Source organism: Hyphomicrobium sp. 802 (assembly GCF_000526135.1).
Classification (GTDB): domain Bacteria; phylum Pseudomonadota; class Alphaproteobacteria; order Rhizobiales; family Hyphomicrobiaceae; genus Hyphomicrobium_B.
On the sequence record NZ_JAFM01000001.1, the window covers coordinates 3,946,938 to 3,970,634 of the forward strand.

At 56.8% G+C, this 23,697-nt stretch carries 24 protein-coding genes; 4 read left to right on the forward strand and 20 right to left on the reverse strand.

Translation table 11 applies throughout. The features are described 5' to 3' along the window. Nucleotides 1–216: 216 nt before the first annotated feature. A complete protein-coding gene (locus HYP802_RS0120075) occupies nt 217–1,086 on the forward strand; it encodes a MurR/RpiR family transcriptional regulator (RefSeq protein ID WP_013949520.1) in 870 nt (289 codons plus the stop codon). 642 nt (nt 1,087–1,728) lie between these two features. Here the strand turns inward: HYP802_RS0120075 and HYP802_RS0120085 are convergent. The 3 genes from HYP802_RS0120085 to HYP802_RS0120095 all read right to left on the reverse strand — a co-directional run bounded on the left by HYP802_RS0120085 (nt 1,729) and on the right by HYP802_RS0120095 (nt 3,256). Further along, nucleotides 1,729–1,956: a tautomerase family protein gene (locus HYP802_RS0120085; protein ID WP_013949522.1), complete on the reverse strand. Its 228-nt coding sequence runs from the start codon at nt 1,954–1,956 to the stop codon at nt 1,729–1,731. Between the two features lie 130 nt (nt 1,957–2,086). Then, a complete protein-coding gene (locus HYP802_RS0120090; protein ID WP_013949523.1) occupies nt 2,087–2,830 on the reverse strand; it encodes an SDR family oxidoreductase in 744 nt (247 codons plus the stop codon). 30 nt (nt 2,831–2,860) lie between these two features. Further along, entirely contained in the window at nt 2,861–3,256 is a 396-nt protein-coding gene (locus HYP802_RS0120095) for a cupin domain-containing protein (protein WP_013949524.1), read from the reverse strand. A gap of 103 nt (nt 3,257–3,359) precedes the next feature. Here HYP802_RS0120095 and HYP802_RS0120100 point away from each other — a divergent pair, with 103 nt between their 5' ends. Next, nucleotides 3,360–4,253 carry a LysR family transcriptional regulator gene (locus HYP802_RS0120100; protein ID WP_013949525.1) on the forward strand — a complete coding sequence of 298 codons (894 nt, stop codon included), beginning with the start codon at nt 3,360–3,362 and terminating at the stop codon, nt 4,251–4,253. 354 nt (nt 4,254–4,607) lie between these two features. On the opposite strand, the gene HYP802_RS23890 is transcribed toward HYP802_RS0120100, so the two are convergent. From HYP802_RS23890 to HYP802_RS0120145, 8 genes are all read right to left on the reverse strand, one after another. Further along, entirely contained in the window at nt 4,608–5,666 is a 1,059-nt protein-coding gene (locus HYP802_RS23890) for an ABC transporter ATP-binding protein (protein ID WP_013949526.1), read from the reverse strand. After that, a complete protein-coding gene (locus HYP802_RS23745; protein WP_155831279.1) occupies nt 5,663–5,824 on the reverse strand; it encodes a hypothetical protein in 162 nt (53 codons plus the stop codon). Before HYP802_RS23745 ends, HYP802_RS23890 begins: the two co-directional genes overlap by 4 nt. A gap of 265 nt (nt 5,825–6,089) precedes the next feature. Next, on the reverse strand, nt 6,090–7,472 hold the full coding sequence (locus HYP802_RS0120120; RefSeq protein WP_024276413.1) for an extracellular solute-binding protein: 1,383 nt from the start codon (nt 7,470–7,472) through the stop codon (nt 6,090–6,092). A gap of 104 nt (nt 7,473–7,576) precedes the next feature. After that, nucleotides 7,577–8,527 carry a phosphotransferase gene (locus HYP802_RS0120125; RefSeq protein ID WP_013949529.1) on the reverse strand — a complete coding sequence of 317 codons (951 nt, stop codon included), beginning with the start codon at nt 8,525–8,527 and terminating at the stop codon, nt 7,577–7,579. A 172-nt stretch (nt 8,528–8,699) separates the two neighbouring features. Then, nucleotides 8,700–9,536, reverse strand: coding sequence for a DeoR/GlpR family DNA-binding transcription regulator (locus HYP802_RS0120130; RefSeq protein WP_013949530.1), 837 nt, complete (start codon nt 9,534–9,536; stop codon nt 8,700–8,702). A 1-nt stretch (nt 9,537) separates the two neighbouring features. Then, entirely contained in the window at nt 9,538–10,371 is an 834-nt protein-coding gene (locus HYP802_RS0120135; RefSeq protein ID WP_013949531.1) for a carbohydrate ABC transporter permease, read from the reverse strand. Continuing rightward, nucleotides 10,371–11,273 (reverse strand): sugar ABC transporter permease, encoded by a 903-nt coding sequence (locus HYP802_RS0120140; protein WP_013949532.1) that lies wholly within the window; start codon nt 11,271–11,273, stop codon nt 10,371–10,373. The genes HYP802_RS0120135 and HYP802_RS0120140 overlap by 1 nt, the downstream gene beginning before the upstream one ends. Before the next feature lie 5 nt (nt 11,274–11,278). After that, on the reverse strand, nt 11,279–13,672 hold the full coding sequence (locus HYP802_RS0120145; protein ID WP_024276415.1) for an FAD-dependent oxidoreductase: 2,394 nt from the start codon (nt 13,670–13,672) through the stop codon (nt 11,279–11,281). 229 nt (nt 13,673–13,901) lie between these two features. Here HYP802_RS0120145 and HYP802_RS0120150 point away from each other — a divergent pair, with 229 nt between their 5' ends. Next, nucleotides 13,902–14,633, forward strand: a complete 732-nt coding sequence (locus HYP802_RS0120150; RefSeq protein ID WP_013949534.1) for an HAD family hydrolase — start codon at nt 13,902–13,904, stop codon at nt 14,631–14,633. A 354-nt stretch (nt 14,634–14,987) separates the two neighbouring features. Beyond that, complete coding sequence (locus tag HYP802_RS0120155) at nt 14,988–15,980, forward strand: Dyp-type peroxidase (RefSeq protein WP_013949535.1); 993 nt, start codon at nt 14,988–14,990, stop codon at nt 15,978–15,980. Nucleotides 15,981–16,167: 187 nt separating this feature from the next. Here HYP802_RS0120155 and HYP802_RS0120160 read toward each other — a convergent pair whose 3' ends face one another. The 9 genes from HYP802_RS0120160 to HYP802_RS22630 all read right to left on the reverse strand — a co-directional run bounded on the left by HYP802_RS0120160 (nt 16,168) and on the right by HYP802_RS22630 (nt 23,666). Continuing rightward, nucleotides 16,168–17,034, reverse strand: coding sequence for an urease accessory protein UreD (locus HYP802_RS0120160; RefSeq protein ID WP_013949536.1), 867 nt, complete (start codon nt 17,032–17,034; stop codon nt 16,168–16,170). Next, a complete protein-coding gene (gene ureG, locus HYP802_RS0120165; RefSeq protein ID WP_013949537.1) occupies nt 17,031–17,678 on the reverse strand; it encodes an urease accessory protein UreG in 648 nt (215 codons plus the stop codon). The genes HYP802_RS0120160 and ureG overlap by 4 nt, the downstream gene beginning before the upstream one ends. Before the next feature lie 4 nt (nt 17,679–17,682). Continuing rightward, a complete protein-coding gene (gene ureC, locus HYP802_RS0120170; RefSeq protein ID WP_024276416.1) occupies nt 17,683–19,395 on the reverse strand; it encodes an urease subunit alpha in 1,713 nt (570 codons plus the stop codon). Between the two features lie 16 nt (nt 19,396–19,411). Next, nucleotides 19,412–20,110: an urease subunit gamma gene (locus HYP802_RS0120175; protein ID WP_013949539.1), complete on the reverse strand. Its 699-nt coding sequence runs from the start codon at nt 20,108–20,110 to the stop codon at nt 19,412–19,414. Nucleotides 20,111–20,131: 21 nt separating this feature from the next. After that, the gene (locus HYP802_RS0120180; RefSeq protein ID WP_013949540.1) at nt 20,132–20,809 is read right to left on the reverse strand and encodes an urease accessory UreF family protein; all 678 of its coding nucleotides are present in this window, start codon (nt 20,807–20,809) and stop codon (nt 20,132–20,134) included. After that, nucleotides 20,806–21,258 carry an urease accessory protein UreE gene (gene ureE, locus HYP802_RS0120185; protein WP_013949541.1) on the reverse strand — a complete coding sequence of 151 codons (453 nt, stop codon included), beginning with the start codon at nt 21,256–21,258 and terminating at the stop codon, nt 20,806–20,808. The genes HYP802_RS0120180 and ureE overlap by 4 nt, the downstream gene beginning before the upstream one ends. Nucleotides 21,259–21,551: 293 nt before the next feature. Next, the gene (locus HYP802_RS0120190; protein WP_024276418.1) at nt 21,552–21,863 is read right to left on the reverse strand and encodes a hypothetical protein; all 312 of its coding nucleotides are present in this window, start codon (nt 21,861–21,863) and stop codon (nt 21,552–21,554) included. Nucleotides 21,864–21,868: 5 nt separating this feature from the next. Continuing rightward, on the reverse strand, nt 21,869–22,567 hold the full coding sequence (locus HYP802_RS0120195) for a tetratricopeptide repeat protein (protein ID WP_013949544.1): 699 nt from the start codon (nt 22,565–22,567) through the stop codon (nt 21,869–21,871). Continuing rightward, the gene (locus tag HYP802_RS22630; protein ID WP_013949545.1) at nt 22,548–23,666 is read right to left on the reverse strand and encodes a dioxygenase Rieske 2Fe-2S domain; all 1,119 of its coding nucleotides are present in this window, start codon (nt 23,664–23,666) and stop codon (nt 22,548–22,550) included. Before HYP802_RS22630 ends, HYP802_RS0120195 begins: the two co-directional genes overlap by 20 nt. Nucleotides 23,667–23,697 lie beyond the last annotated feature (31 nt).

Genomic DNA, 23,697 nt, shown 5'->3' on the forward strand with positions numbered 1-23,697 from the left:
ATATATATGACTTTCTGTTCCATAAATAACAGAAGCCTGTACCAAATTTTTCAAATCGGGTATCGCTGGTTTAGCGTTTTAGTCGGAGCTTTGGTGGCCCTCCAGTGCCGGGGGCTGCATGAAATTTCAGCTATCGGGAAAAACATTGCTGTACTATTTGGCACAAAATAAGAAACCGAGTAGCTCGGGAAGGATTGCCCGTCGGGAGCCACGCCCATGACCGGTTTACCGCACACCACCGTCGCCGAGATGATCCGCCGACGGCTCGATCAGTTGACGCCGACCGAGCGCAAGGCTGCCCTCATCCTGCTCGGCAACTATCCGGTGCCGGGGCTGCAGACCGTGGCGCAGTTCGCCAAGCAGGCGGATGTCAGCAATCCGACCATCCTGCGCTTGATCGCCAAGCTCGGCTTCGGCGCTTACGCCGATTTTCAGCAGCAGCTGCGCGATGAACTCGAAGCACGTTTGCGGTCGCCATTGACCAAAGACGTTCTTGCAGCGGATGCCAAAGGCGCCGTTGAGGTTCCAGCGTTCGCGAAGTATTGGGAGTCGGTCTCAAGCGCCATGGCGGCCTCGATGCATCTCATCCGCCCGTCGGAATTCGACGGTGCCATTAGGCTGCTCGCCGACGACACGCGGCCGGTGACGATCCTAGGCGGCCGTCTCACATCCAGTCTCGCATTGCAGGCCTTTCTTCACCTGCGTGAATTGCGATCCAATGTAACGCTCATCGACAGTCAGACTGCGACATGGGCTGAACATCTTCTAGGTGTTACGTCGTCGGATGCATATCTTCTGTTCGACATTCGCCGCTACCAGGACGACGTCGTTCGCATGGGGCAAGAGGCTGCGGCGCGCGGAGCAAAGATCATCCTTTTCACGGATGAATGGCTATCGCCCGTGTCGGCCGTTGCGGAACACGTGTTTGCCCTGCGGATTGCCGTCAATTCCAATTGGGATTCATTCGCGCCGATTTCCGTTCTGATCGAAGCGATGATTGCGCGCCTCAGTGCGCTGCGGTGGCCGGAAGTGAAGGCGCGTATGGAAGAACTGGAGGCCATTCGGAGAAAGCTCGATGCGCGATAGCGAGCGCCCCCATCTCGCTCAGCGACTACCAGCGCGCCCTTTCATGGCTCGCTACTAAGGCTCATCAGCGATCATGGAACACACATTTCCTAACGTCGGCTGCACATTCAACAGCTGATGTGCGACGAGGTGATAAGCGGTTTGCCCTTTTCACATTCGCCCAGCATCCTCCCATTGGGCATTGCGGCTACGGCTTTGGGAAAGGCTCAGTAGCTGGGCATCCTCGGCCAGTTCGGCTTCTAGCTTTTCAAGAGCGTCTAGTAGCAGGTTCGAACTTTCTCCAGTGAGGCGCGCCATTGCAAAAGGATCAATTAATCCGGCTGAAGCGATACCGCATCGGACGACGATGAGAACTCTTCGCCGGGATGCGAAGACTGCGAACCACGAAGTCACAGCTAATATGCCAGCGTCCGCATTCCGCACGTAAGCCGACACGATTTCGACGTCGTAGGAACGACCGCTTCTGACCCCGAGCGGACGTCAGTCGGTGGCGTAAACCTCTTAGCGGAAAACGCAAGATATTGATCAGTGCCGTTGAATGGTTGGCTAGAGCCGGCATTGTGGCAGATACGCAGTCCCGCCTTGCAACCGCGTATGACCCCGCAGGAGGCACCAGCCTGTACTACAGGCCGTTTGGCTGAGTCACATCTTGTATCCGGGCTTCTTGTATAGCCGGTCGGGCTTATTGACGATATCTGGGATATAAACCTCTTCACGCCACCGATCAGCATCTACCTCTTCGAACGATACCGACACCGAAGCGTCGCCGTATTCGAGGGCCTTCGTAACTTGCTCTGCGATGGCCACTGCAAGCTCCTTCTTCTTTTCCTCGGTCTTCCCAGGCCAAAGCTTGACGATTACATGAGGCATTAGAGTCTCCCTTCGTGGCGGTCACAGTCGAATAGTTCGGCAATTTTCTGGTGATGTGATTTGAGTTGGTCAGGGGCTCCAAAGCGTGTCTTTGGAGCCCTCGCAGTGACAGATCACATAGCGTTGCCTGTCACCAAGGCTGCTTAGCAGGCCCTACCGTGAATTCGCTAACGGTCGTATCAGCCGGCATATCAAGTGCGAAGGCGACAACCTCGGCAATGCGTTCCGGCGAGATACCGAAAGCCGCGTAGAGGCCCCGCATTGCTTCGGCAGCCTTCGGATCGCTGATCGTATCTAGCAATTCCGTGTTGATTGCTGCCGGATAGATGGTGGCAGTTCGAATGTTTGTCTGTTCCATGGCCGATTCCATCCGCAGCACTTCCATGAACTCACGGACAAACCACTTTGTGCCACCATAAACAGCTGCGTTCGGATAGGCCTTCAATCCCGCGACGGAAGAGTTCGCAATTATGTGTCCGGACTTCTGTTCAATGAATGTTGGCATTACGGCCGCGACGCCGTTCAGCACGCCGTTGATGTTGACTTCAACCATCTTGCGCCATTCATCGGTCTTTAGCGCCGACACGGGGCTGCTGGGCATGAGACCTGCATTCAAGAAAATCGCGTCTACATTCCCGAAGGACTTCTTGGCAAGTGCAACAATGGCCTCATTGTCACTGGTTTTCGTTACGTCGAGTGCCTGATAGGCGGCCTCGCCGCCGCTCGCCCTGATCTGCTCTGCGATTTGCTTAAGTTTGTCGTCTCGACGCGCGCCGAGAACGACCTTGGCGCCTTTGGTCGCGAGCAACTTCGCAGTGGCTTCGCCGATGCCAGAAGAGGCACCCGTGACGATGACGACTTTGTCTTTGATCATATTCGAATTCCTTTGGTGTTTATGGCGCGATCAAGCGCCGTATTGAGCGTCCGATACCTGCTCCATCCACTCGACTGTGGTTCCGTTCAGGACTTCCTGGATCGCGGTATGGGTCATTGCTTGATCTGGTGCGGCCCCGTGCCAGTGCTTCTCACCGGGAGCGAACCAGACGACGTCACCGGGTCGAATTTCCTCGATCGGCCCGCCCCAGCGTTGAACCCGGCCGAGACCCGAAATGACGATCAATGTTTGGCCGAGCGGATGCGTGTGCCAGGCGGTGCGCGCTCCGGGCTCGAATGTCACGTTCGCACCCTGAACACGTTCTTTGTCGATGGCGTTGAAGAGCATCTCGACCTTGACCGACCCCGTGAACCAATCGGTCGGTCCTTTCATGGCCGGGTGGCTGCCTGCGCGAACGATGTCCATGACGTTCCCTTCCTGCTGTGATGCTTGTGCTGGCAATCTAAGGAGGAACGAGTTATCCAATTAGTCACAATAATTCGCATGAACTATTGAGCGAGATTCAGGAATGGGTCGGGATGAGCTGGGGGAGCTGCGAGCGTTCATCGCCGTAGCCACCGAGCGCAGCTTCACAAAGGCGGCAGCCAAATCTGGGGTATCCCCTTCCGCGCTTAGTCACACGATCCGCGGATTGGAAGAACGCCTTGGCCTTCGCCTTCTGGCAAGGACGACGCGCAGCGTTTCGACGACAGAGGCTGGGGAGCGGCTCTTTCAGTCGATCTCCCCGCATCTCGAACAGATCCGGGCAGAAGTCGACGCGCTCAGCGACCTGCACGACAAGCCATCCGGCACTGTTCGCATCAGTTCGGGCGACCATGCCGTTCAGTCAATCTTGCGGCCAAAGCTGGCAAAGTTCCTGATTGATTTTCCGGATGTGAATGTCGAGGTTTCAATCAACAACGGCTTCATCGACATTGTCGGAGAGCACTTCGACGCTGGTGTCCGACTCGGCGAATCCATAAGCAAGGATATGATCGCAGTACGGATCGGGCCGGACTGGCGCTTCGCCGTTGTTGGTTCGCCAGATTATTTTTCTCGACGTTCGCCCCCCGAACATCCGCGGGAGTTGACCAACCACCGATGCATTAATCTGCGCATGGCCGCGGCCGGTGGCCTCTACGCTTGGGAATTCGAAAAAGATGGTCGAGAGCTTGAAGTCAGAGTTGGAGGTCAGCTGACATGTGACAGCATCATTCCCGTGCTACACTCGGCCGTAGACGGGCTCGGGCTCGCCTACGTTCCCGAAGAACTAGCACGTCCATACATTGCGACTGGACAATTGCGTGCGACGCTCACTGATTGGTGTCCGCCCATCGAGGGCTATCATCTCTACTACCCCAACCGCCGCCTAGCATCGCCGGCCTTTGCAAGGTTCGTCGAGGCGTTGAGGCATCGCGCCTAGCATGCGAGGCGTATCAGGTCAGAAACAGGACAGACCTGCAAGAATGGCAAGATCACTCCTTCTGGCTCTGAACTCATACGTAACGAGGGAATGGCTGCTACTGGCCCGAAGCGGACCTTAATTACCGGTCGAGCCTACGTCCGTTGATGACTGAGCCCCGGCGCGTGATGACAAACCGTTAGAAAATAGAAAGCAGTTGACCTTGCAGACCCCACGCCTCGAAACCGTTCGCTGCACCGAATGAATCTCTTGTTGAGCCTCTACGAACATCCACTTCCGAGTAGCTCACTTGCGCTGGCGGCTTTAGGGCAGGCGGTAAAAACGAGAGCCGCGGGGTATTTGCGTAACAATCCGCTATCCACGTAATCTGTTGCCATCTTCGCGGAATGCGAGAATTTTTTCTGGAATCGGGTCGAGGGAAACCCAGTCGTCAAAACCGATCTCTTCCTTCCTCGAGCTTCTAACGGAGAGACCGCTCTCGCCGGTATCGATTTCGACGATCGTCTCAGGTCCGAGATGTTCTACTGCCGCGACACGGCCGACACCGACGCCTCCTTCGGATGACCGTTCCATACGCAAATGCTCGGGCCGAATTCCTATAAATTTCGCCTCCGGCGACGTCGCAGGATGCCCGTCCGGCAGCGAAATTGCGCGATCGCCAATCTCGAAGCCACTTGGACTTCGAGCGATAACGTTGATCGACGGCGTTCCGATAAAGCCCGCCACAAAAAGATTGGACGGATCGTCGTAGATTTCGAGCGGTTTGCCAATCTGCTGGACGACGCCGTCGCTCATAACAACGATGCGATCTCCCATCGTCATCGCCTCGATTTGATCGTGCGTCACGTAGATCATCGTCGCGCCAAGGCGATGATGAAGACGGACCAACTCGCTGCGCATCGCGTTGCGCAGTTTGGCATCAAGGTTCGACAGCGGCTCATCGAACAGAAACACTTCCGGCTCGCGCACGATGGCGCGGCCCAGCGCTACGCGCTGGCGCTGGCCGCCGGAAAGCGTCTTTGGCTTATCATTGAGCATAGTGGACAAACCTAATACGTCAGCCGCGGCGTTCACCCGTTCGGCGATCTCCGATCGCGGCACCTTCGCAAGCTTGAGCGCGAATTCCATATTCTCGCGCACCGTTTTATGCGGATAAAGCGCGTAGGACTGAAACACCATCGCAATGTTGCGCAGGCGGGGCGCAAGATCCGTCACATCGCGATCGCCGATCTTTATGGTTCCGCCAGTTGCTTCCTCAAGACCTGCCAGCATTCGTAAAGTGGTTGTCTTACCGCAACCGGACGGTCCGACAAGGACGAGAAATTCGCCGTCCGCAATATCGATCGATACGTCTTTGACGATAACGCGATCACCGAAACGCTTCGAGAGGTTCTCAAGCTGCACGCCACTCACGCGAATGCTCCGAGATGAATAAATTCAAGGGTGATGAAGACAACAACACCCCAAAATGCGGCCTCGCCCGGCTCCAGACGTTTCGTTCGATAATTCCATGCGGAAATGCCAAGCTGTAAAGGCAGAGCGCAGGCAAGCGTCACCAGATGGCCCATCATCGCAAGCCTCCGACACCGCGAAGTGTAGCTTGAATGGCCCATGCGCAAATCGGCAAACATAGAACATCGACGGCCGATATGATCAGTGGCGGCGCCTTGAGCGCAACCATCGCCCAACTGCCCAGCACCAAAAGCAGGGAATAGAGGAACGCGAAGCACCCCTCCGCATAGCGCCCTGCAACAAAGTCTCTGAAGCTTTTGCGAAGAAACCGTTCCGTTCGCACCGGTGAGGGCACGACATCCCCACCGGTACGTGCGCCCCCCATCATTTCTTCATGACCTCTTTGGCTTTCTCGGCAATTGCATTGAGTGCAACGTCGGGTTTTTCCTGATCCGCTCCGGCGGCACTGAGATGCTCCATGATAACCTGCTGCATCTCGATCCACTCCGGAAGCGCCGGACGCGGGTAGAGATAGTTTTTGGCGATCATCTCGCGGAAGAGCTGCACTGGGCCGCTGTCATCCCACTTGCTCTGAGCAAGAACGTCTTTGCGGAAAGTTGCGCAGCCAAACGCTTCGCAACGCTCTTGCACGTCTTTACTCGCCAGCCACTGCGCGAGCAGGAACGCCGCTTCCTTGTTTTGCGACTGCTTGGGGATCACGAAAGCATGCCCCTCAGAAACAGTCTTATGATTGCCGGGATGCAGAAAATATCCGACCTTACCCGCGACCTTGGGGCATTCCTTCGGCATCTCGAAAAAAGCGGTCGAGTCCGCCCAAGACGGAACGGAGAAAAGATTGCCCGCGCAAAAGTCGGCGTATTCCTCGTCCCAGGTGTATTCGCGATAGGATGGCGGCGAATAGGCCCGCCACGACAGCATGGTGTCGAGCGCCTTCTTTGCGACTGGCGAAGAAAACCCTTCTTTGCCATCGGCCGAAATCATCTCGCCGCCCATAGACAGGAGCATGCGCTCGTAGTCGAAGATGACGGTTAGATGGCGCTTGAACGCAGCCGCAGTTCCATAAACCGGATGGTCGAGCGTCTGTCCCGCGAGCTTTTCGCCGGCTTTGCGCCCGAAGAACGAGGCAGCATCAGTCCATTTCTGCCAATCGTCGACATTGACGATCTTGTCGCCGTTGAAGGGCGTGTCATAGCCGAACTTCGCCTTGAAGGCGGCCTGCTCTCCAGGATCCGCAGCGATATCCTTGCGGTAGATGCCGAACGGCGGCAAGAAACTGTAGGGCATAGCGATGAGCTCGCCCTTGTATTTCATCTGCGTGACGAGCGCCGGAACGATATCTTCGATCTTGAAAGACGGATCTCTGAGCTTGGCATCATCGAGAAACGGCTGGACGGGTGTCGCAAACTTTTGCCCGCCCCACACACCTGTCGAGAACGGATTGATCTGCACGAGGTCGTAAATCTGCGTGCCCGTCAACGCATCCGTCAAAATCTGCTGCTGGATTTGTCCGATGTCTCCAGCTTCGACGTGGACGTTTATGCCCGTCGCCTTCTGAAACTCGGGAATAAGTTTTTGATAGGCGATGCATGGCGCGTAGGCCTCGCAGGCCATGTTCACGGTAGCACCCGAATAGGGCTTGGCCGCCTCCGTAAGATCCCACGCTTCCGCCGAAGTGGATGCGAGGTTCGTGAAGAACGATAGCGCGAGTGGTATGACGGCACATATGGATCTGCGGAACGAAAGCATGACGGCACCTGGATCTTGTTGACTGATGACGTGCGCCGGGCTTCCCTGCCCGATCCTCGTTATTGTGCCTCCCAAACAGATGTCGGCCGCTTGCTGCGATTCTCTCACGGGCCTCCGAATTCCTGACGATGCTCCGCCAGGACCCTGAGGAAACGACGGTGATTGACGGCCCCATAGCCGACGTAATCGGCGGCTTCACCGGGAAAGAGATTTCCCATTGCAGCCGCGACTTTCTCTCCTGGAACAACGGAAACGAGTTCTTGCAACGGTGCCCAGAGATATTCGCGCAGCGTTGCGATAACGGCGAAAATCGAAAGCTGACGAACCGCGATCCGATCGGCTGGAACACCGTAGGCTTGCAGCGCATGAGGCCAAAGCTCACGCGGAATTTCGCTGTTGACCAGAAAGCCCGCTACATCATTGAAGGGATGGCCCACGCCGCCGTGATCCCAATCGACGAGCTTGAGACCGCCGCGACCGTCGCGAATGAAGTTTTGCGGTAGTGGATCGTTCTGCGTAAAAGCCGGCGCAAACGGAAGGACTTCATCTTCCAAGGCGTCGGCAAGTTTCTCGTATTCTGAAAGGTCCGGCGTAACCCGGCTTTCGAGCGCACGAAGCTGCCGGCAGTAGCCCCTGACGGTTTCAAAATAGGAAACGTAACGCGTTGGACCAATGAGCCTCGACGTGCCGCGATGGAGCGTTCGCAGCAACGAGAGGACTTGCTCGACCTGCACCCAGTTCTTGAGATCATCGAGCGACAGCGAACCACCTGGAACATACTCCATCACGGCAAGCGAAGGCTCGATGTGGCGCAGCTTGGGATTGACGCCAATGTCCGCCGCCGCACAGATCGCAGTACGGATGAACCGATCGTACATGTCATGCGGCACAATATCGAAGCCTACGCGAGCAACCGAGCGCGTCGAGCTATCGTCGATAAGCCAGGAAAGATTAGTGAGACCGCCAAGCAATGGCGTCGCGCGTGGCTCGCGCCACAGCGGAAGTTCGAGGATGTAGGCCTTGATCTGGTCCTGGGACCAGCCGGGATCGATCATGCCGATTACCCTGCCTCATTTCTGTGCCTGCTAAAGAATACGCCAACATTCAAATTAGTCCAACAATTTTTGTGGCAAATTCCACAAAAGAAGTTGGATTTTTTGCTGGCATTGGGCGCAGTTCACCCATCGCGGAATAGACCACACTCCACCCGGCAGAGATATTTCAGATTCAGTTGGAAACGGCTGCAGCAAGACCGGCTTCGTCGTCGCCCGCGACGAGCGCGATCCGCAATTCAACACCAGCCCGACGAATTGCGTTGTGTAAGTCGCCCTCGGGCTGACGATCGGTGACGATGACATCGATGTCATCGAGCGGGCAAACAAGATCGAGGCGGCGCATACCGAACTTGGTGTGATCGGTCAGCAGAACAACACGTTCCGATCGCTCCATCATCGCGCGAAGATTCCAGGTAATCCCGGGGATCGATTCAAAAGCACCTTCTTCCGTCAGGCCGCTCGCACCTATGAAAACGGTGTTCGCGCGGAATCGTGAAACGAAATTCGTCGTTTCCTGCCCGACGACGGTTGCTTCGCCGGGGTAATATTCCCCCGGCATAAGCAGAACGCGCGTTGCTGGATTGCTGCTGAGCGTTGTCGCGACATTCACGCTTGGCGTCAGCACAGTGACATCGATGGCGCTTGTCGCAAGGCGCTGCGCAAATCCGAACGCCGTAACGCCTGAACTGATCATCAACACTTCACCAGGCGAAACCAGGTTCATCGCCTCGCGCGCAATCGCAGCGCGCTCGGCTTTATTCATTTCCAGGCGCTGCTTTAATGTCGGATCGGTTCCAAGCGGCACGACGGAAGCTCCGCCGTGCGTCCGGTTGATGAGACCCTGGCTGCTGAGCTTATCGAGATCGCGACGGATCGTTTCGCTGCTGACGCCAAACTCGTCCGCAAGCTCATTTAGGCGAATCGTCGAATTCGCCCTGAGCGTCAGAAGGATGCGCTGAAGCCGGTCGGCGCCGCGCAATTTCCGGGACTTTTCCGAGTCTTGAACCATGCTAGCCTTTCACCGCACCGAACGTCAGCCCTCGAACGAGGTGCTTCTGAACGAAGAACGTGAAGATAATAACAGGAATCGACTGCAACGTTGATGCCGCTGCCACTTCTCCCCACAGCGTACTCGTCTGTGAAACCAGCGTCGGGATCATGACCGTAATGGTTCGCTCTCCGCCGGATGTCAGGATCAGGGAAAAGAGCAGCTCATTCCATGAAAACAGCAGGACGAAAATCGTCACGGTGATAAGCCCCGGCCACGCCATCGGCAAACTGACGCGAAAGAAGACGCCGAATGGACCACAACCATCGATTTCCGCCGCTTCTTCGACTTCGCGCGGAACTTCATCGAAGAATGCGCGCATCATCCACACGACCAGCACAAGATTGAAGCTCGCGTGGGCAATGATGATTGCGATGCCCGCACGCAGAAGGCCGAGCTGGAAAAACAACAGATAGAGCGGCAACGCATAAGCGACGGGCGGACCAAGGCGCGTCGAGAGGATCCAGAAGAACAGATGGCTCTTAGCCGGAATTCGGAAACGCGAAAATGCGTATGCCGAAAGCGTCCCGATGAATACGGCAAGTACCGTGCTCGTCACGCCGATGATCAAAGAGTTGAGAAGGTAGCCGTCGAAGTGCTTGCGAAACAGCACAGTTTCATAATTGCCAAGCGTCGGTGAAAATAGGAATGCGGGAGGCGAAACGAATATCGCCGCCCTCGGCTTAAAGCTCGACAGGAACATCCATGCATAGGGCACGAGCGCCGCGACGAGCAGAATCGTCAATGGAATACCCCACGTCACCAAGCCATGGAGATTTCCACGCCGCTTGCGCATCAGCGAGCCTCGCTTTTCGAAACGGCAGAATAAAAAAGCGCCGCCGCGACAATCGAGAGAAAGGCAAGCACCTGACAAACGGCGGCGCCGTATCCGAGCTGCCACGTGCCGAATATCGTCTTCTGTGCAAACAATGTCAGGGATTCCGTCGCGTTCGCACCCGGGCCACCCCCCGTCAATACGTAAATGGTATCGAACACTTTTGACGCGTCGATCGTGCGAAACAGCACTGCGATGATGATGAGCGGTCTCAGCATCGGAAGCTGAACGTGAAAGAAGATCTGCGTGCGCGTCGCACCGTCGAGCTCGGCCGCCTCTTGAGGTTCATGCGGTAACGCATTCAAGCCAGAGAGCAGGATCAGCATCATGAACGGAGTCCATTCCCAGATATCGATCAACATAATCGCGGCGAACGCCGATATTTCTCCGGAAAAGACAGAAGCGTCCGTGAAGAATCCAAACTTGTTCAGCACATATGTTAGGAGGCCGAAACTCGGCATCAGCATAAAGCGCCAAGTCATGGCAACTACGACCGGCGCAATCATCGTGGGAATCATCAGCAATGTCAGGACGAGCCGCCGCCCTTTGAATTCACGTGCGAGGAACAACGCAATCGCCATTCCAAGAGCCAGCTCGACAGGAACCACGATGACGACGAAGACGAGCGTCCGGACGACGGCGCTCCAGAATTGCGGGTCCTCGCCGAGCAGACGGCGATAATTGGAAAGCCCGACGAAAATGTCGTGGCTCCCGAAACTGGTCAATCGCCAGTCCGTCAGACTGTCCGAGATCGCCATCACACTCGGCACAAGCGAGGTAATGGTGAGAAACAAAACGACGGGCACCATGCAAAAGAGAATGAAGACCGATCGGTCGTTCCACATCCGTCTTTTGACGGTCATTGAGATCACTCCCCGATGTGAACCGGTTCCGATTGAAGGCCGTAGCCGGGCATGATCTTGACGGGAATGCGTGTCGCCCCTTTGCGGAGTTCAAACGTGCCATCAACATAGGAACCTGTCTCGCCGATTTCGCGAACGAACCCTATCGCCATGGCCCTGCCGAGGCGGGTCGACCAGCCGCCTACGGTCGTCCAACCGACGCACTTGTCATCGCGGAAGATTGCCTCCGCACCGCTCAGCATCGCGTCCGGATTTTCGCTCACGAAATGTAACAGACATTTGCCGGGGCGATTTTCCGGCGCCGACAGCAGAGCATCACGACCGAAGAACATCGGCTTTCCGAAATCGACCAAATGCTTAAGACTGACTTCCATTGGCGTGGAGTCGGCGCCGAAATCTCGCCCCCAGTCGACTATTCCGGCTTCGAACCTAATGCGTGCCAAAGCGCGGGCGCCTGCGAGCGTTGCACCACCGCGCGGTTTGGCGATCGCGTTCCAGACCGTAACCGCGTATTCGGAGGATACGAGAAGCAACCATTCCAGCGCCTGGCCGTCCGGCGCTTGAACTAACGTCACGGGCGCGCCGGCCACGATGGTAGAGATAACGTTGGACGAGCCGGGTGGGGGCACCTGGAATTCGCGATCCGATAACACGCGAATGACCTCGCGGGCTTCCGGTCCGGCCAGACCGAACGCGGAAATGCCAGCACTGACATCAACGCAAACGGCATCCTCCAGATCCAGCAAATGGCGCCGGATATGGGCTTCCACCAAAACGCCGCGATTTGCTGGCGCGATGATGAGATGATCATTCGGCGCCAATGGAATGGTGAGAACATCCGCCTGAATACGTCCCTGCACGCTTAGAAAAAAGGTGCGAGCGGCGCAGCGATTTTTGTCTATGTCCGACGTCGCCAGGTCTTGCAAAACCTCGGTAGCATTCGGCCCAAGAATACGAAACTTCGCGAGCGAACCGAGATCGAAAAGTGCGACGCTGCTCTGTGCTGCTGCCTGCTCATTTGCGATGGCATCCTCCATCGCCTCGCCCTTCGGCGCATACCACGCAGGGACTTCCCACCCCTGAATCGGTTCGAAGACCGCGCCAGCTGCTTCGCATGCCGAGTGCACCGCGCTCAGGCGCAACGGCCGTCCGGCCTTGAAGATCTCTGTCGGGTCTCCCTTGGCATAGTGGTTGGCGAAGCCCTCCATCGCGCGGACCGCCACTTGCCGATCAGAGCGCATGTATGCGCCAAAGCGACGGATATCGGCAGCCCAAAGATCATAAGGCTGTTCGCCTTCGAGTATCCAAGAGGCAAGCGCTTTTCCAGCGCCGCCGCCCGACGCTATGCCGAAGCCGTTGAAGCCCGCACCGACAAAGACGTTGCGAACTTCCGGCGCCTCACCAAGAATGAACGTACCGTCGTGGGTAAAACTATCGAGGCCGTGAATCCAAGTCTTGATCCCAACATTTTCCAGTGACGGGATGCGATGGAGCGCGCCTTCCATCAGGTACTCGAAATTCTCGATGTTTTCCTCAAAGAGCTTGAACTCCTCGTTCGGAAGCACCGGGCTCTCAAGATAAGGAACGGGCGTGCGCTCATAGCCACCGAACGAGAGACCTCCCACTTCTTCCTTGAAAAATGTACCGAGATCCGGGTCACGCAAGCTCGGCGCGTGCCGTGGCAATCCGGGCATCGGTTCGGTAATGGCGTATTGCACATAGGTTGGCTGAAGCGGAACGCTCACACCGATCGTCGCCGCGAGTTCACGCGTCCAAATTCCGGTACACAGAACCAATGTTTCGCATGTGATGGTCCCTTGATCCGTTGTAACGCCACGCACTTCGTTATTGACGACATCGATCTTCAGGACACGTGTCCGCTCGAAGATCTTCACGCCATTCTGACGGGCACCCTTCGCCATCGACATCGTGACGTCGCTAGGATTGGCCATGCCGTCACCGGGCATCCAAAGCGCGCAACGCACATCGTCGACCTGCATGATCGGCAGTTTTTCCTGCGCCTCTCTCGCGGTGATGAGATCCGCTTCGATCCCATAACTGCGTACAAGTGTGAGCATTCGCTCAAGTTCCACTTGCCGGCCATCGGACGATGCCAACCGCAACGAGCCCGTCTGCACCCAACCCGTCGCCTGGCCGGTTTCCGCTTCAAGCGTTTCGTAGAGGTCGATGGAATCTTTGACGAGGCGCGTCAAGCTGCTGTTGCCGCGCAGATTTCCGATGGCTCCGGCCGCATGCCACGTCGTGCCTGACGTGAGCTGCGCTTTCTCGATCAGCACGACGTCGGTGCAGCCCATCTTGGCGAGATGGTAAGCCGTCGAACAGCCAATGATCCCTCCACCAACAATCACGATACGCGCATGGGAGGGGAGGTTCGTCATGTGCATGCACCAGTTCGTCAAGGATGCACCGACGATGCCGCACACGCCACAACATTGCAACTGTTTTGTTGTAATTCCACAATTTATGTGGAATTTAATGACGAAATGGTTCGAGACGGAAAGCGAGATAGCGTAGATTGCGATCCCCGAGAGGATTGACGTCGACTTTTGCTTAAAGGATCCCTCGCGCTCCATATCGAAGACAGCGTCGTAAACGGTTGGGAAACTGATGCAGCAAATCAAAGGGCTTCTGTTCGATAAAGACGGCACCATCCTGGACTTCTACAAGACCTGGATTCCGATCAATCGGCGTATGGCTCTCGATGCTGCAGGCGGCGATCCGGACGTCGCGGCCGATCTACTGCGGGCATCAGGGCACGATCCTGATACCGATATCGTTGAGCCGGGAGCGCTCCTGATCGGCGCCGACGCAGCCGCAATCGCCGAGCACTTTGCCGGGTTCTTAAAAAACAGGACATCGTCCGACCTTTTCGAAGTCGTATCGCGCAATTTCAGGGAGGGCGGAGCCAAGCATGCGATGCTGATCGACGGAGCCACCGACGAGATTAAACGCCTTCGCAGGGCAGGTTACCGCCTGGGGCTGGCGACTAACGACACGTTTGATGGAATGCAAGCCTCTCTCGGCCGCTTCAGCGGGATACTCGACCTATTTGAGTTTTGTGTCGGCAGCGACAGCGGCCACGGCGCAAAGCCGGATCCGGGAATGGGCCTTGCATTCGCACAACACACCGGTCTCGACCCGGAAGACTGCGCAATCATCGGGGACTCTATTCACGATTTGGAAATGGGACGCCGCGCCGGATTTGGTCTGCGCATCGCCGTTCTTTCCGGCCCTTATAGGCAGGTCGATCTCGAACCTTATGCCGATGTTGTTATCGGCAGCGTCCTCGAGCTCGGTGCGCTTTTTAACTTACCAGCAAAGGTCGAAACCCAGATCTGAATGTCCGTGACGCGTTACGACTAGAGGAAAACATGCTTTAGTAGAGCGTTCCGTCACTACCCTCCAAAAAACTATTCTGATCTTCGCGGAGAACGCCGCAGCAGAAATTCTCTTCTCCATCATTTTCGGCGCGCCATTTCTAAAAAGCTCAATTAATTCAACTCTTGAATCGGCACCTAACCTGGCGAAGATGAGAAGTCTTCGTGGTATGCCGCGGCCGGCTGCGAAATTCGCATTCGTTGAGCGACCCGGTATCGCCACGAGCCAACGTGATAGAGGCGAATATCGTGCACGAACATCGGCCGGAATGCCGATGCGGCACGGGTATTTTATGCGCGGAATGGGAGCATTCGGATGACAGGAAAGAATTGGGACAGAGTGCCGATTGATGCGCAGAGCATCGATGCTCCTCTGTCGCGAGCGGCCGTCTTTCTTGTCGTCACTGTTGCGAACGAGGTGGACGCTCTTGCAAAAGTCTGTTCAGCGCTTGATGGACTAGACGATCTCGTCAAGACGGTAGGATTCCGAGATCTTTCTGCACGCCTCTCGTGCATCGTTGGAATCGGTCGCGCTCTCTGGGACCGCCTGCGCTTCGAGAAGCGGCCGCGAGAGCTCAAGGTATTTGCGCCGATAAAAGGCCCGGTCCATACCGCGCCATCGACACCGGGCGATCTTCTCTTCCATATCCGCGCCGAGCGTCCTGATTTCTGCTTCGAGTTCGAGCGCCTTTTGCTCGACCGTCTCGGCGAGAGCATCACGGTGGTCGACGAAGTCGCCGGCTTCCGCTATTTCGATGCGCGAGATCTTCTCGGTTTTGTCGACGGCACGGCGAATCCGACAGGCCTCGATTTACCCACGTCGGCGCTTGTGGGTGATGAAGACGGGGACTTTGCCGGAGGTAGCTATGTCGTCATTCAGAAATATCTGCATGATCTCGGAGCGTGGACGAAGGTGCCGACGCCTCTCCAGGAGGAAATCATCGGTCGTAGGAAGATCGACAACCTTGAAATCAATGACGACGATGCGCCCCGCAAATCGCACAAATCACTCGCGACCGTTGTCGATGACAGCGGCCATGAGTACGACATTCTGAGGGACAACATGCCCTTTGGCCGCCCGGGACAAAACGAGTTCGGCACCTATTTCATTGGCTATTCGCGATACCTTTGGGTCATCGAGAAGATGCTTCAACGCATGTATGTCGGCGATAGACCCGGCGCTTACGACCGGCTATTGGATTTCTCGACCCCGCTGACCGGCGCGACCTTCTTTGCTCCAGCTCGCCCGGCGTTGGAAGCCCTTGTCCAAGCGGCCCAGGAAAGGCTTGCGACTCCGTCTGACAGTTAATGGCGGGTCCTAGGCCCCTCGAACATGATCGGTTAAAGATGAGAACTTTCTAAAAGGGGTGCAGCCGCCACGGGCGGCCTATCACGTCAGTCAGATAAATCTCACTGACGTGGCGTCGATAATTGATCGGCGACGGATGGTTCGTCTCTTGTTCTCTCTGCCGCTCACTTCTCGATTTTGTTGGCGATCACTTTCGCCGCTGCGCAGGATCGCTCCCGAAAACGGAGCGTATGCTGATCGAAAATAGCTGATCGGCAATTTTACGAGCCGCAACGGCATCCCGAGCAAGACACCGGATTCCCCATCCCACATTGTTGGGAAGCTCGCTTACGCCAACGACCGCATTTTCCGTGCCGACAAACCAGCGCCGAAGCGCGTCCTGCGAAGGCAATTTCTCCGGACGTCCCAACAGCATGAAGCTCGAAACGAAGCTCCAACCGCGCATAGGAGAATGCGTCGTCGCCAGGTTCGCGCCTGTAATTTTTTGCGCATCGCGCGCGAGTAATTTCCCCTTCTCATCCCAGATGCTCACGTTTGAGACGTAAGTATCGAATGGATGCGAATTACCTTTCGGATCGTGCTGTGAGAACGCATCCGCCAACAAAACAACCGCCTGCGGTGCCATAGCGACATTCACTATGGTCGTGCAGGACGCTCCCGGAAAAAGGATAAACGGGTCGGGGGTGAGAGCCAGAAAGCCGTTTTCTTCCACGACAACGTCAACCCTTTGTTTGGCGGGCTGTCCTTGGCAGTCATGGATGATCGTTGCCGCCTGTGTCGTGATATGCGCTGCGGCGTCGCGCCTGACCAGAATACGACTTTCAAGCTCCTCGGCGCGATAAAGACCGCCGGAAGACGACTGCTGATAGACGGTCATCAGCTGCGGAATGAGAGGATCGAGAGCAAACGGCCGCGCGAGATGAAACGGATACGATACGAATTGGCGGCATATCGATGTGCGACTACCGTGGCGGATAAACTCAAGATCGAACCTTCCGGATAGCGGCAGACCATCTGTCGCCCCGCGGCGCAGCGTTGGCCATCCGATATTCATCGCAAAAGTACTTCTGAGAAAATGCGGTCTACGATCGGTTCAATTCCATCTTCTTTCCTACAATTGGTGAGAATGGGCGCGCGGCCGCTGCGAGCCGCAGTCGCTTCGTGTGCCATGCGGGCGAGATCGACACCGACATATGGCGCGAGATCGATCTTGTTGATGATCAGCAAATCGGACTTCAGCACGCCCGGCCCATTTTTGCGTGGGATGTCGTCACCTCCGGCGACGTCGATGACAAAGATCCACCAATCGACAAGATCGAGGGAGAATGTCGATGCGAGATTGTCGCCGCCGCTTTCGATCAGAATGAGCTCGACATCGGGAAACTTGGCTTCTAGTTCGTCAGCCGCGGCGATGTTAAGTGTCGGATCTTCGCGGATCACCGTATGTGGACATGCTCCTGCTTCCACCGCTGCGACGCGCGCCGGGTCGATAAGGCCCGAACGACGAATCCGGTTGGCGTCTTCGGCCGTGACGAGATCGTTGGTCACGATGGCGAGAGAAATGCCACGTTTGGCGAACGCCGGAATAAGCCGCTCAATGAGAGCAGTCTTTCCAGATCCAACCGGACCGCCGATGCCAACCCGCGCGGCGCCCGCGCGAGACGTCTGAACAGTGGTGAATGAGTGACTAGCATCCATGACATCATCTCAACATATAGCGCTGCGCGAGAGGCAATTCATGCGCCGGCCCACACGTAGCCAACTTCCCATCGACAAAAACCTCAAACGTCTGCGGATCAACACGGATATCGGGGCACGCATCGTTGCGCACCATATCCTTCTTTGAGAGGTCTCGCGTTCCACGGGAGGCGAGCAATGGCTTCTGCAAATCGAGCGCCTCGGCGATGCCGCCATTGATTGCCAATGGGTTGACGAAGCACGCCGACAAAGCCTTGCTTGCGCGCCCGAACGCGCCCCATTGCGGCCTCAGCATGCGCGGCTCGCAGGTCATCAGAGAGGCAGCGCTGTCGCCCATAGCGCCCCACGCGATGAATCCGCCTTTGATGATGAGTTCAGGCTTAATACCGAAAAATGCCGGATGCCAGACGACGATGTCAGCCATCTTGCCATCTTCCAGCGAGCCGATGTGCTCCGCGATTCCAAACGTGCGGGCCGCGTTGATCGTATATTTGGCGATGTAACGCTTGATGCGCTCGTTGTCTCCGAAACGTGTCTGTTCTTCTGGCAAGCGGCCGCGCTGCCGCTTCATCTTGTCGGCGAGTTGCCACGTCCGGCAAATGACCTCGTTGATACGTCCCATCCCCTGACTGTCCGAGCCGAGCATGGAAATGGCGCCGATGTCATGCAGTATATCTTCGGCTGCGATGGTCTGCGCACGGATCCGGCTCTCGGCGAAGGCCACATCCTCGGGAATTGCCGGATTGAGGTGATGACAAACCATCGTCATGTCGAGATGTTCGTCAAACGTATTTACCGTGTAAGGGTTCGTCGGATTGGTCGACGAAGGCAGACACCATGGAACACCCGCAACGCGAATAATGTCCGGCGCATGGCCGCCTCCGGCACCTTCGGTGTGGTACATATGAATTGTACGTCCGCCGATCGCTGCCAACGTGTTTTCAAGATAGCCGGACTCGTTGAGCGTGTCGGTGTGGATCTGAACCGGAAAATCCAGTTCATCGGCAACGCGCAAGCACATATCGATGGCGGCTGGCATGCTGCCCCAATCTTCGTGCAGCTTCAGGCCGAGGCACCCTGTCTCAAGCTGTTCGACCAGAGACGCCGGTTTGTGCGAATTGCCACGGCCTAGAAAGCCGAAGTTGATCGGCCAGTGCTCGGCCGCCTGCAGCATCTTGCCGACGTTAAACGGGCCGCCGGAGTCAATACCGACAGTGATTGGTCCCAACGAGCCGCCGAGCATCGTCGTAATACCGGACGCGATTGCGTGTTCGCATAGCTGTGCACTGTCGAAGTGGACGTGAACATCGATGGCGCCGGCAGTGGCGATCATTCCCTCGCAATCGCGGACTGTCGTTGCGGCCGACACGACAAGCCGCGAATCGACACCGTCCATGATGTCGGGATTTCCGGCCTTCCCGATTCCGACGATCCTGCCTTCCTTGATGCCGAGATCGCCTTTCACGATACCGAGCACGGCATCGATCACGGTGACGTTGCATAAGAGGAAGTCGAGAGCGCCTTCGCGACTCGTCACGCCGGCCGCGAGACCAATTCCGTCTCGCAGGGTTTTGCCGCCGCCATGCAGACATTCGTCGCCATAGACGGCGTGGTCTTTTTCGATGACCGCGACCAACGAGGTATCACCGAGCCTCACTCCATCACCAAGAGTGGGACCGTACATGGCGGCATAGTCGCGGCGCGATAAAGTTGCCAACGGATTCCCCTTATTCTCAGCTGCCGCGGAACTTCAGATCGCGCGCACGCGCAATGGCCGCGGCTTTCGCGGCGGGATCGTTGGCGAGACCATCAGAAAGTCCATTCAGTCCGGAAAGCTTCTGGTTGCCGCCAAACTCAACAAGCGAAACGATCTTGTCCTGCCCCGGCTCGAAGCGCACCGCAGTTCCTGCAGCGATATCGAGGTGCATTCCGAATGCCGCGGCCCGATCGAACTCAAGAGCGCTGTTGGCCTCAAAAAAATGATAGTGAGAGCCGATCTGAATGGGCCGATCGCCTGTATTCACCGCCTGCAGCGTGATCTTGCGACGTCCCGCATTGAGTTCGACATCGCCTTCTTCAGCGATAATAGCCCCAGGCTCGTGACCGTCCTGCGTGGCAGTGTCGGCGGTGGGACGGAGCGGCTCATGAATGGTGACGAGCTTGGTGCCGTCACGAAACGTTGCCTCAACCTGCAGCATCGGCAACATTGCCGGGACGCCGGGCATGACTTGGCTTTGCGTCAGTACCTGCGAACCGAGCGACATCATTTCCGCAACGCTCCGCCCCTCGCGCGCGCCTTCAAGAATTTCGTCAGATATGAGTGCCACGGCTTCCGGATAGTTGAGCAACAGCCCCTTTGTAAGACGCTTTCGCGCAAGCTCTGCCGCCGTAAAGATGGTGAGACGTTCAAGTTCGGTCGGCGTCAAGTACATCTGCTTGCAAGTTCCTCGAATTCAGTTGGAGAACAGTCTCTGACCGCTGGTGCCATGCATCGCGACCGCAATTTCCGAAAGTGGAATGAAGGATTGCAGCGGCTGCCCGGTCGCAACCGGATCGTCAGCCAACGCAGCAACCCGGTCCAGCGAACGTTCCAGCACAACCTGAGCTTCAATTGCTCCAACAAGCCCAAGTCGGATTGCGGCAGTCGTCAGTGACGTTGCGGCCTGATAACCGCTCATCAGGATGGCTGTCGATTCATCTATGCCCAAAGAGCGCCATATCAGACCTTGGACGACAGTGAGATGCCCGAAGGCCAGAGACGACCTGATCATCTCCCGGTAACGCGAAGCCTCCGGCCTGCCGATACGTGCGTGCGACGTCAGCAGACCGATGCCATTGCGGCGCGATCCTGCGCGCAACAAATCATTGCATGTCGACGCTTCGACTTCTGCGTCGACTTCGGCAAGTGTGCTCAAATCACCTCCGCACCGATAGGCTCGCACGAGCGCGACGCGATCGGCTCCTGCCCAGCGGTTGTTGATCTGAACAGTGACTGAGGTCTCCGGATCGAATGGCCCCAGCAAATCCTGCAGCTGCGACGCGGCTTCCAACCCTTGCGAAAAAGCAAACCCGCCGGAAGGAAATTGACTGTCGACGTGCTGAAACGCGCGAAGCAGCAAGCCTGTCGTCATTCGGCGACCTCAGAGACCGAAGCTCCTCCAGCCTTGATTATATGCTCGACGCGCGCGAGATAAGATGCGATCGGCCCATCTAACGCCACCATGATATCGCTGGCCTCGAAGCGAACGCGCCAGTGCAGATTTCCGGCGTGATAGCCCAGCTCTATGGCATCACGAAGCGAGCGCGGCGACAGCCGCATCCAACGTTGCTCTCCGGCGCGCACGACAATAGCTCTCATCTCGTCGACGTGAAGAACCGCGCCATCGAATAATTTCTCGTCACGCGGTAGCGCAATTGCTATTTCCTCGCCACCTTCCGTCCGCGCGCGCAACCGATGCCGGTCGAGATCGAGCGTCGAAAGCTCGACGATGTCGATTGATCCTCGATGTGAGAGATCGTGCAATTTCTCCCGCAAATACGGATCGGAACGATCACCAACGACACGATCTATGCGAAGCATCTGCGCAGCTCCTTCATTGCTGGTCGCGATCTAGCCCCCCTCAACTGAGCGGCTGCAGCCTTCGTGGACTTTTCATTTCTGTTTCTGAAGAAGCGATTGGCGAATGCATTCTTCGACCGGGCCAATCGCCCTTTCGATATCTGATGACGATATTCCTTGGCGTCGCGCATCTTTTAGACACCTATCTGCCAGCGCCGGAACGTCATCCGGTCCGCCGATACGGTTGACTACGTTCCATCGCAGCCAATCGGTCAGAAACTTTGTTATTCTCACCGACATGGGCTTTCAAAAACCTAGATTGCTTTCGCGCGCGCTCCGGCATCGGCCAGCTTCTTAAAAAGGAATATGTGCGCCCCCTGTGTTTCACCTTCACAGATGCGAACATTAAGCTGCTCCGTCAGATAGCGAAAAACGATCTTCGCCGCGGCGACCGAAAGCGCGGGCTTCCAGAGCCAGATGTCTCTCTCACGGTCGACACCCTCACGCTCGAACATCGCGAGCTGAGCGTCGGCGGCACATCCCACCTGCCACTCGTTCGGACGACCTCCAAATTCCTTAATGTAGCTGAGAAACTCGAATTTGATTTGTTGCGGACTAAAGACCATGGCGCTCATCCTAATCGAGGTTGCAAGCGGGCATGTCGCGAGATCTCGCTCGTGCGCGACCGCCACGCTTCGACCAATGCAAGACCTTGGCGTTTTTCCTCTGTCGACATTTGGCCGACGAGCGCTTCAAGCGAGTTCAACGCCGTTCCGACGCCATGTTGCGCTGCCAGCGAGAGCCACACATAGGCTTCGACGCGATCTTTCGTTACCCCAACGCCGTTCGCATAAAAAAATCCGAGGCGCGCCTGAGAGGGATAATGGCCTGCCTCGGCCGCCGCCCGATACCATTTGGCTGCGAGCGCATGATCGGCAGGTATGCCGTCACCTTTCGAATACAGCGTAGCCAAGTTGTATTGTGCGAAAATATCGCCTTTTTCGGCGGCCTTGGTCAGCCAGCGCACACCCGCCGCCTCGTCGCGCGCCGTTCCCTGTCCCATCGCAAGCATTGCGCCGAGATTTGTCTGAGCAAGAACGTTACCCGCCTCGGCGCTTTCGCGATAATATTCGACAGCTGTTGGAAGAGATGCGGTAACGCCTTCACCGTTTACGTACATCGCAGCGATCCACGCCTTCGCGTCAGAATTTCCTTGCTCGGCGAGATCCATGAACAGCGCGAACGCTTCCTGATAATCTTCCTTCTCATAGGCAGCTACGGCACTTGCGAGCGGTGAGCCATCGTCGATCTCAAACTTCATCGAGAGCATGTCGGTCAACCTCGTGCGTATTGAAATATTTGTTGCGGATTTCCTGCATGGATGCACGCGTGGCTCGCCAAGCAAGCATCCTCTGCATCCAAAGCCCCTGCAGGTCTTGCTGCACCGGGAGGGCCGCGCCGATCGTTTCAGGACGATAATTCGTCCCCCAACGGACGATATCCTTATGATCTTTACACGCCCCTACTGCGCGCCGTTCGATCTCCGCAGTCCAGAAGGTCGAATTGCTCTCTTCGACAGCGCCATAAATGAAATATCGGCAAATCGTTTGTCCAAGCGCCGACTGCTGCAAAACGACGGCGCATGTCTCATTCCCCGCGCGCATCAGCACGAGATTCGGAAAGAGCCAAGCCACGAGAGCAGCTTTCCCACCGGCGGTGGTTCGTACAAGCAGCCATTCGCCGTCCAAGTTCTCCGTCATCACCTCTCCCGCCGCGAGGTGCTGCCCCAGAATCTTCCAGTTCGCCGGAAATTCAAGTGTGCCAGAGGACACGCATTGCGTGTCACCGCGAAAGAAGCCGCCGGCTTCCGCAATTTCCGCAAATACCAAATTTGCGGCTGCAGGATTGACGTCGAGATTGACGAAGACAAGCGGCCCGAGACGCGCAGTGTGGGCCGTCAACAAGCGCTCCGGCTGCGAGCCGAGATACTGTTCCATTTCCGGCGCGCCTTCACCGAGATCGCCCGCCGCGATGGCCCCGCGATCGCGACTATAGCCGCAGGATGTGAACGAGCATTTTGTTTTCTTGCCTGTTTGGCACTGGAGCGGAATAGCGCGGCATCCGCCATGCTGCGCCTTGTTGAAGCGCGCTTTCAACTCCTGTCCTACACGTTGGACATGAATTCCGTGTATCCCAACGGTAAAAGGCAAGAGATCGCCTTCGCGGGGAATCTCATCTTCCGTCCCGATGCAAATCCAATCGCGCGTCCAAATCATCTCGTCTTCCAACAGACTGTAGCGAAATGAGCGGAAGACGACGGGCGGCAGTACGCGGGCTTCACCGAAACGCCCGAGCGCATCAGCATAAAATGATTCACTCGAAAGTTCCTGGCCTTCATCGCGGAAGCCGAGGTCGGGACGATAAAGCATCCGAGCTGACCCTCATTTCGTCGCAGAGAGA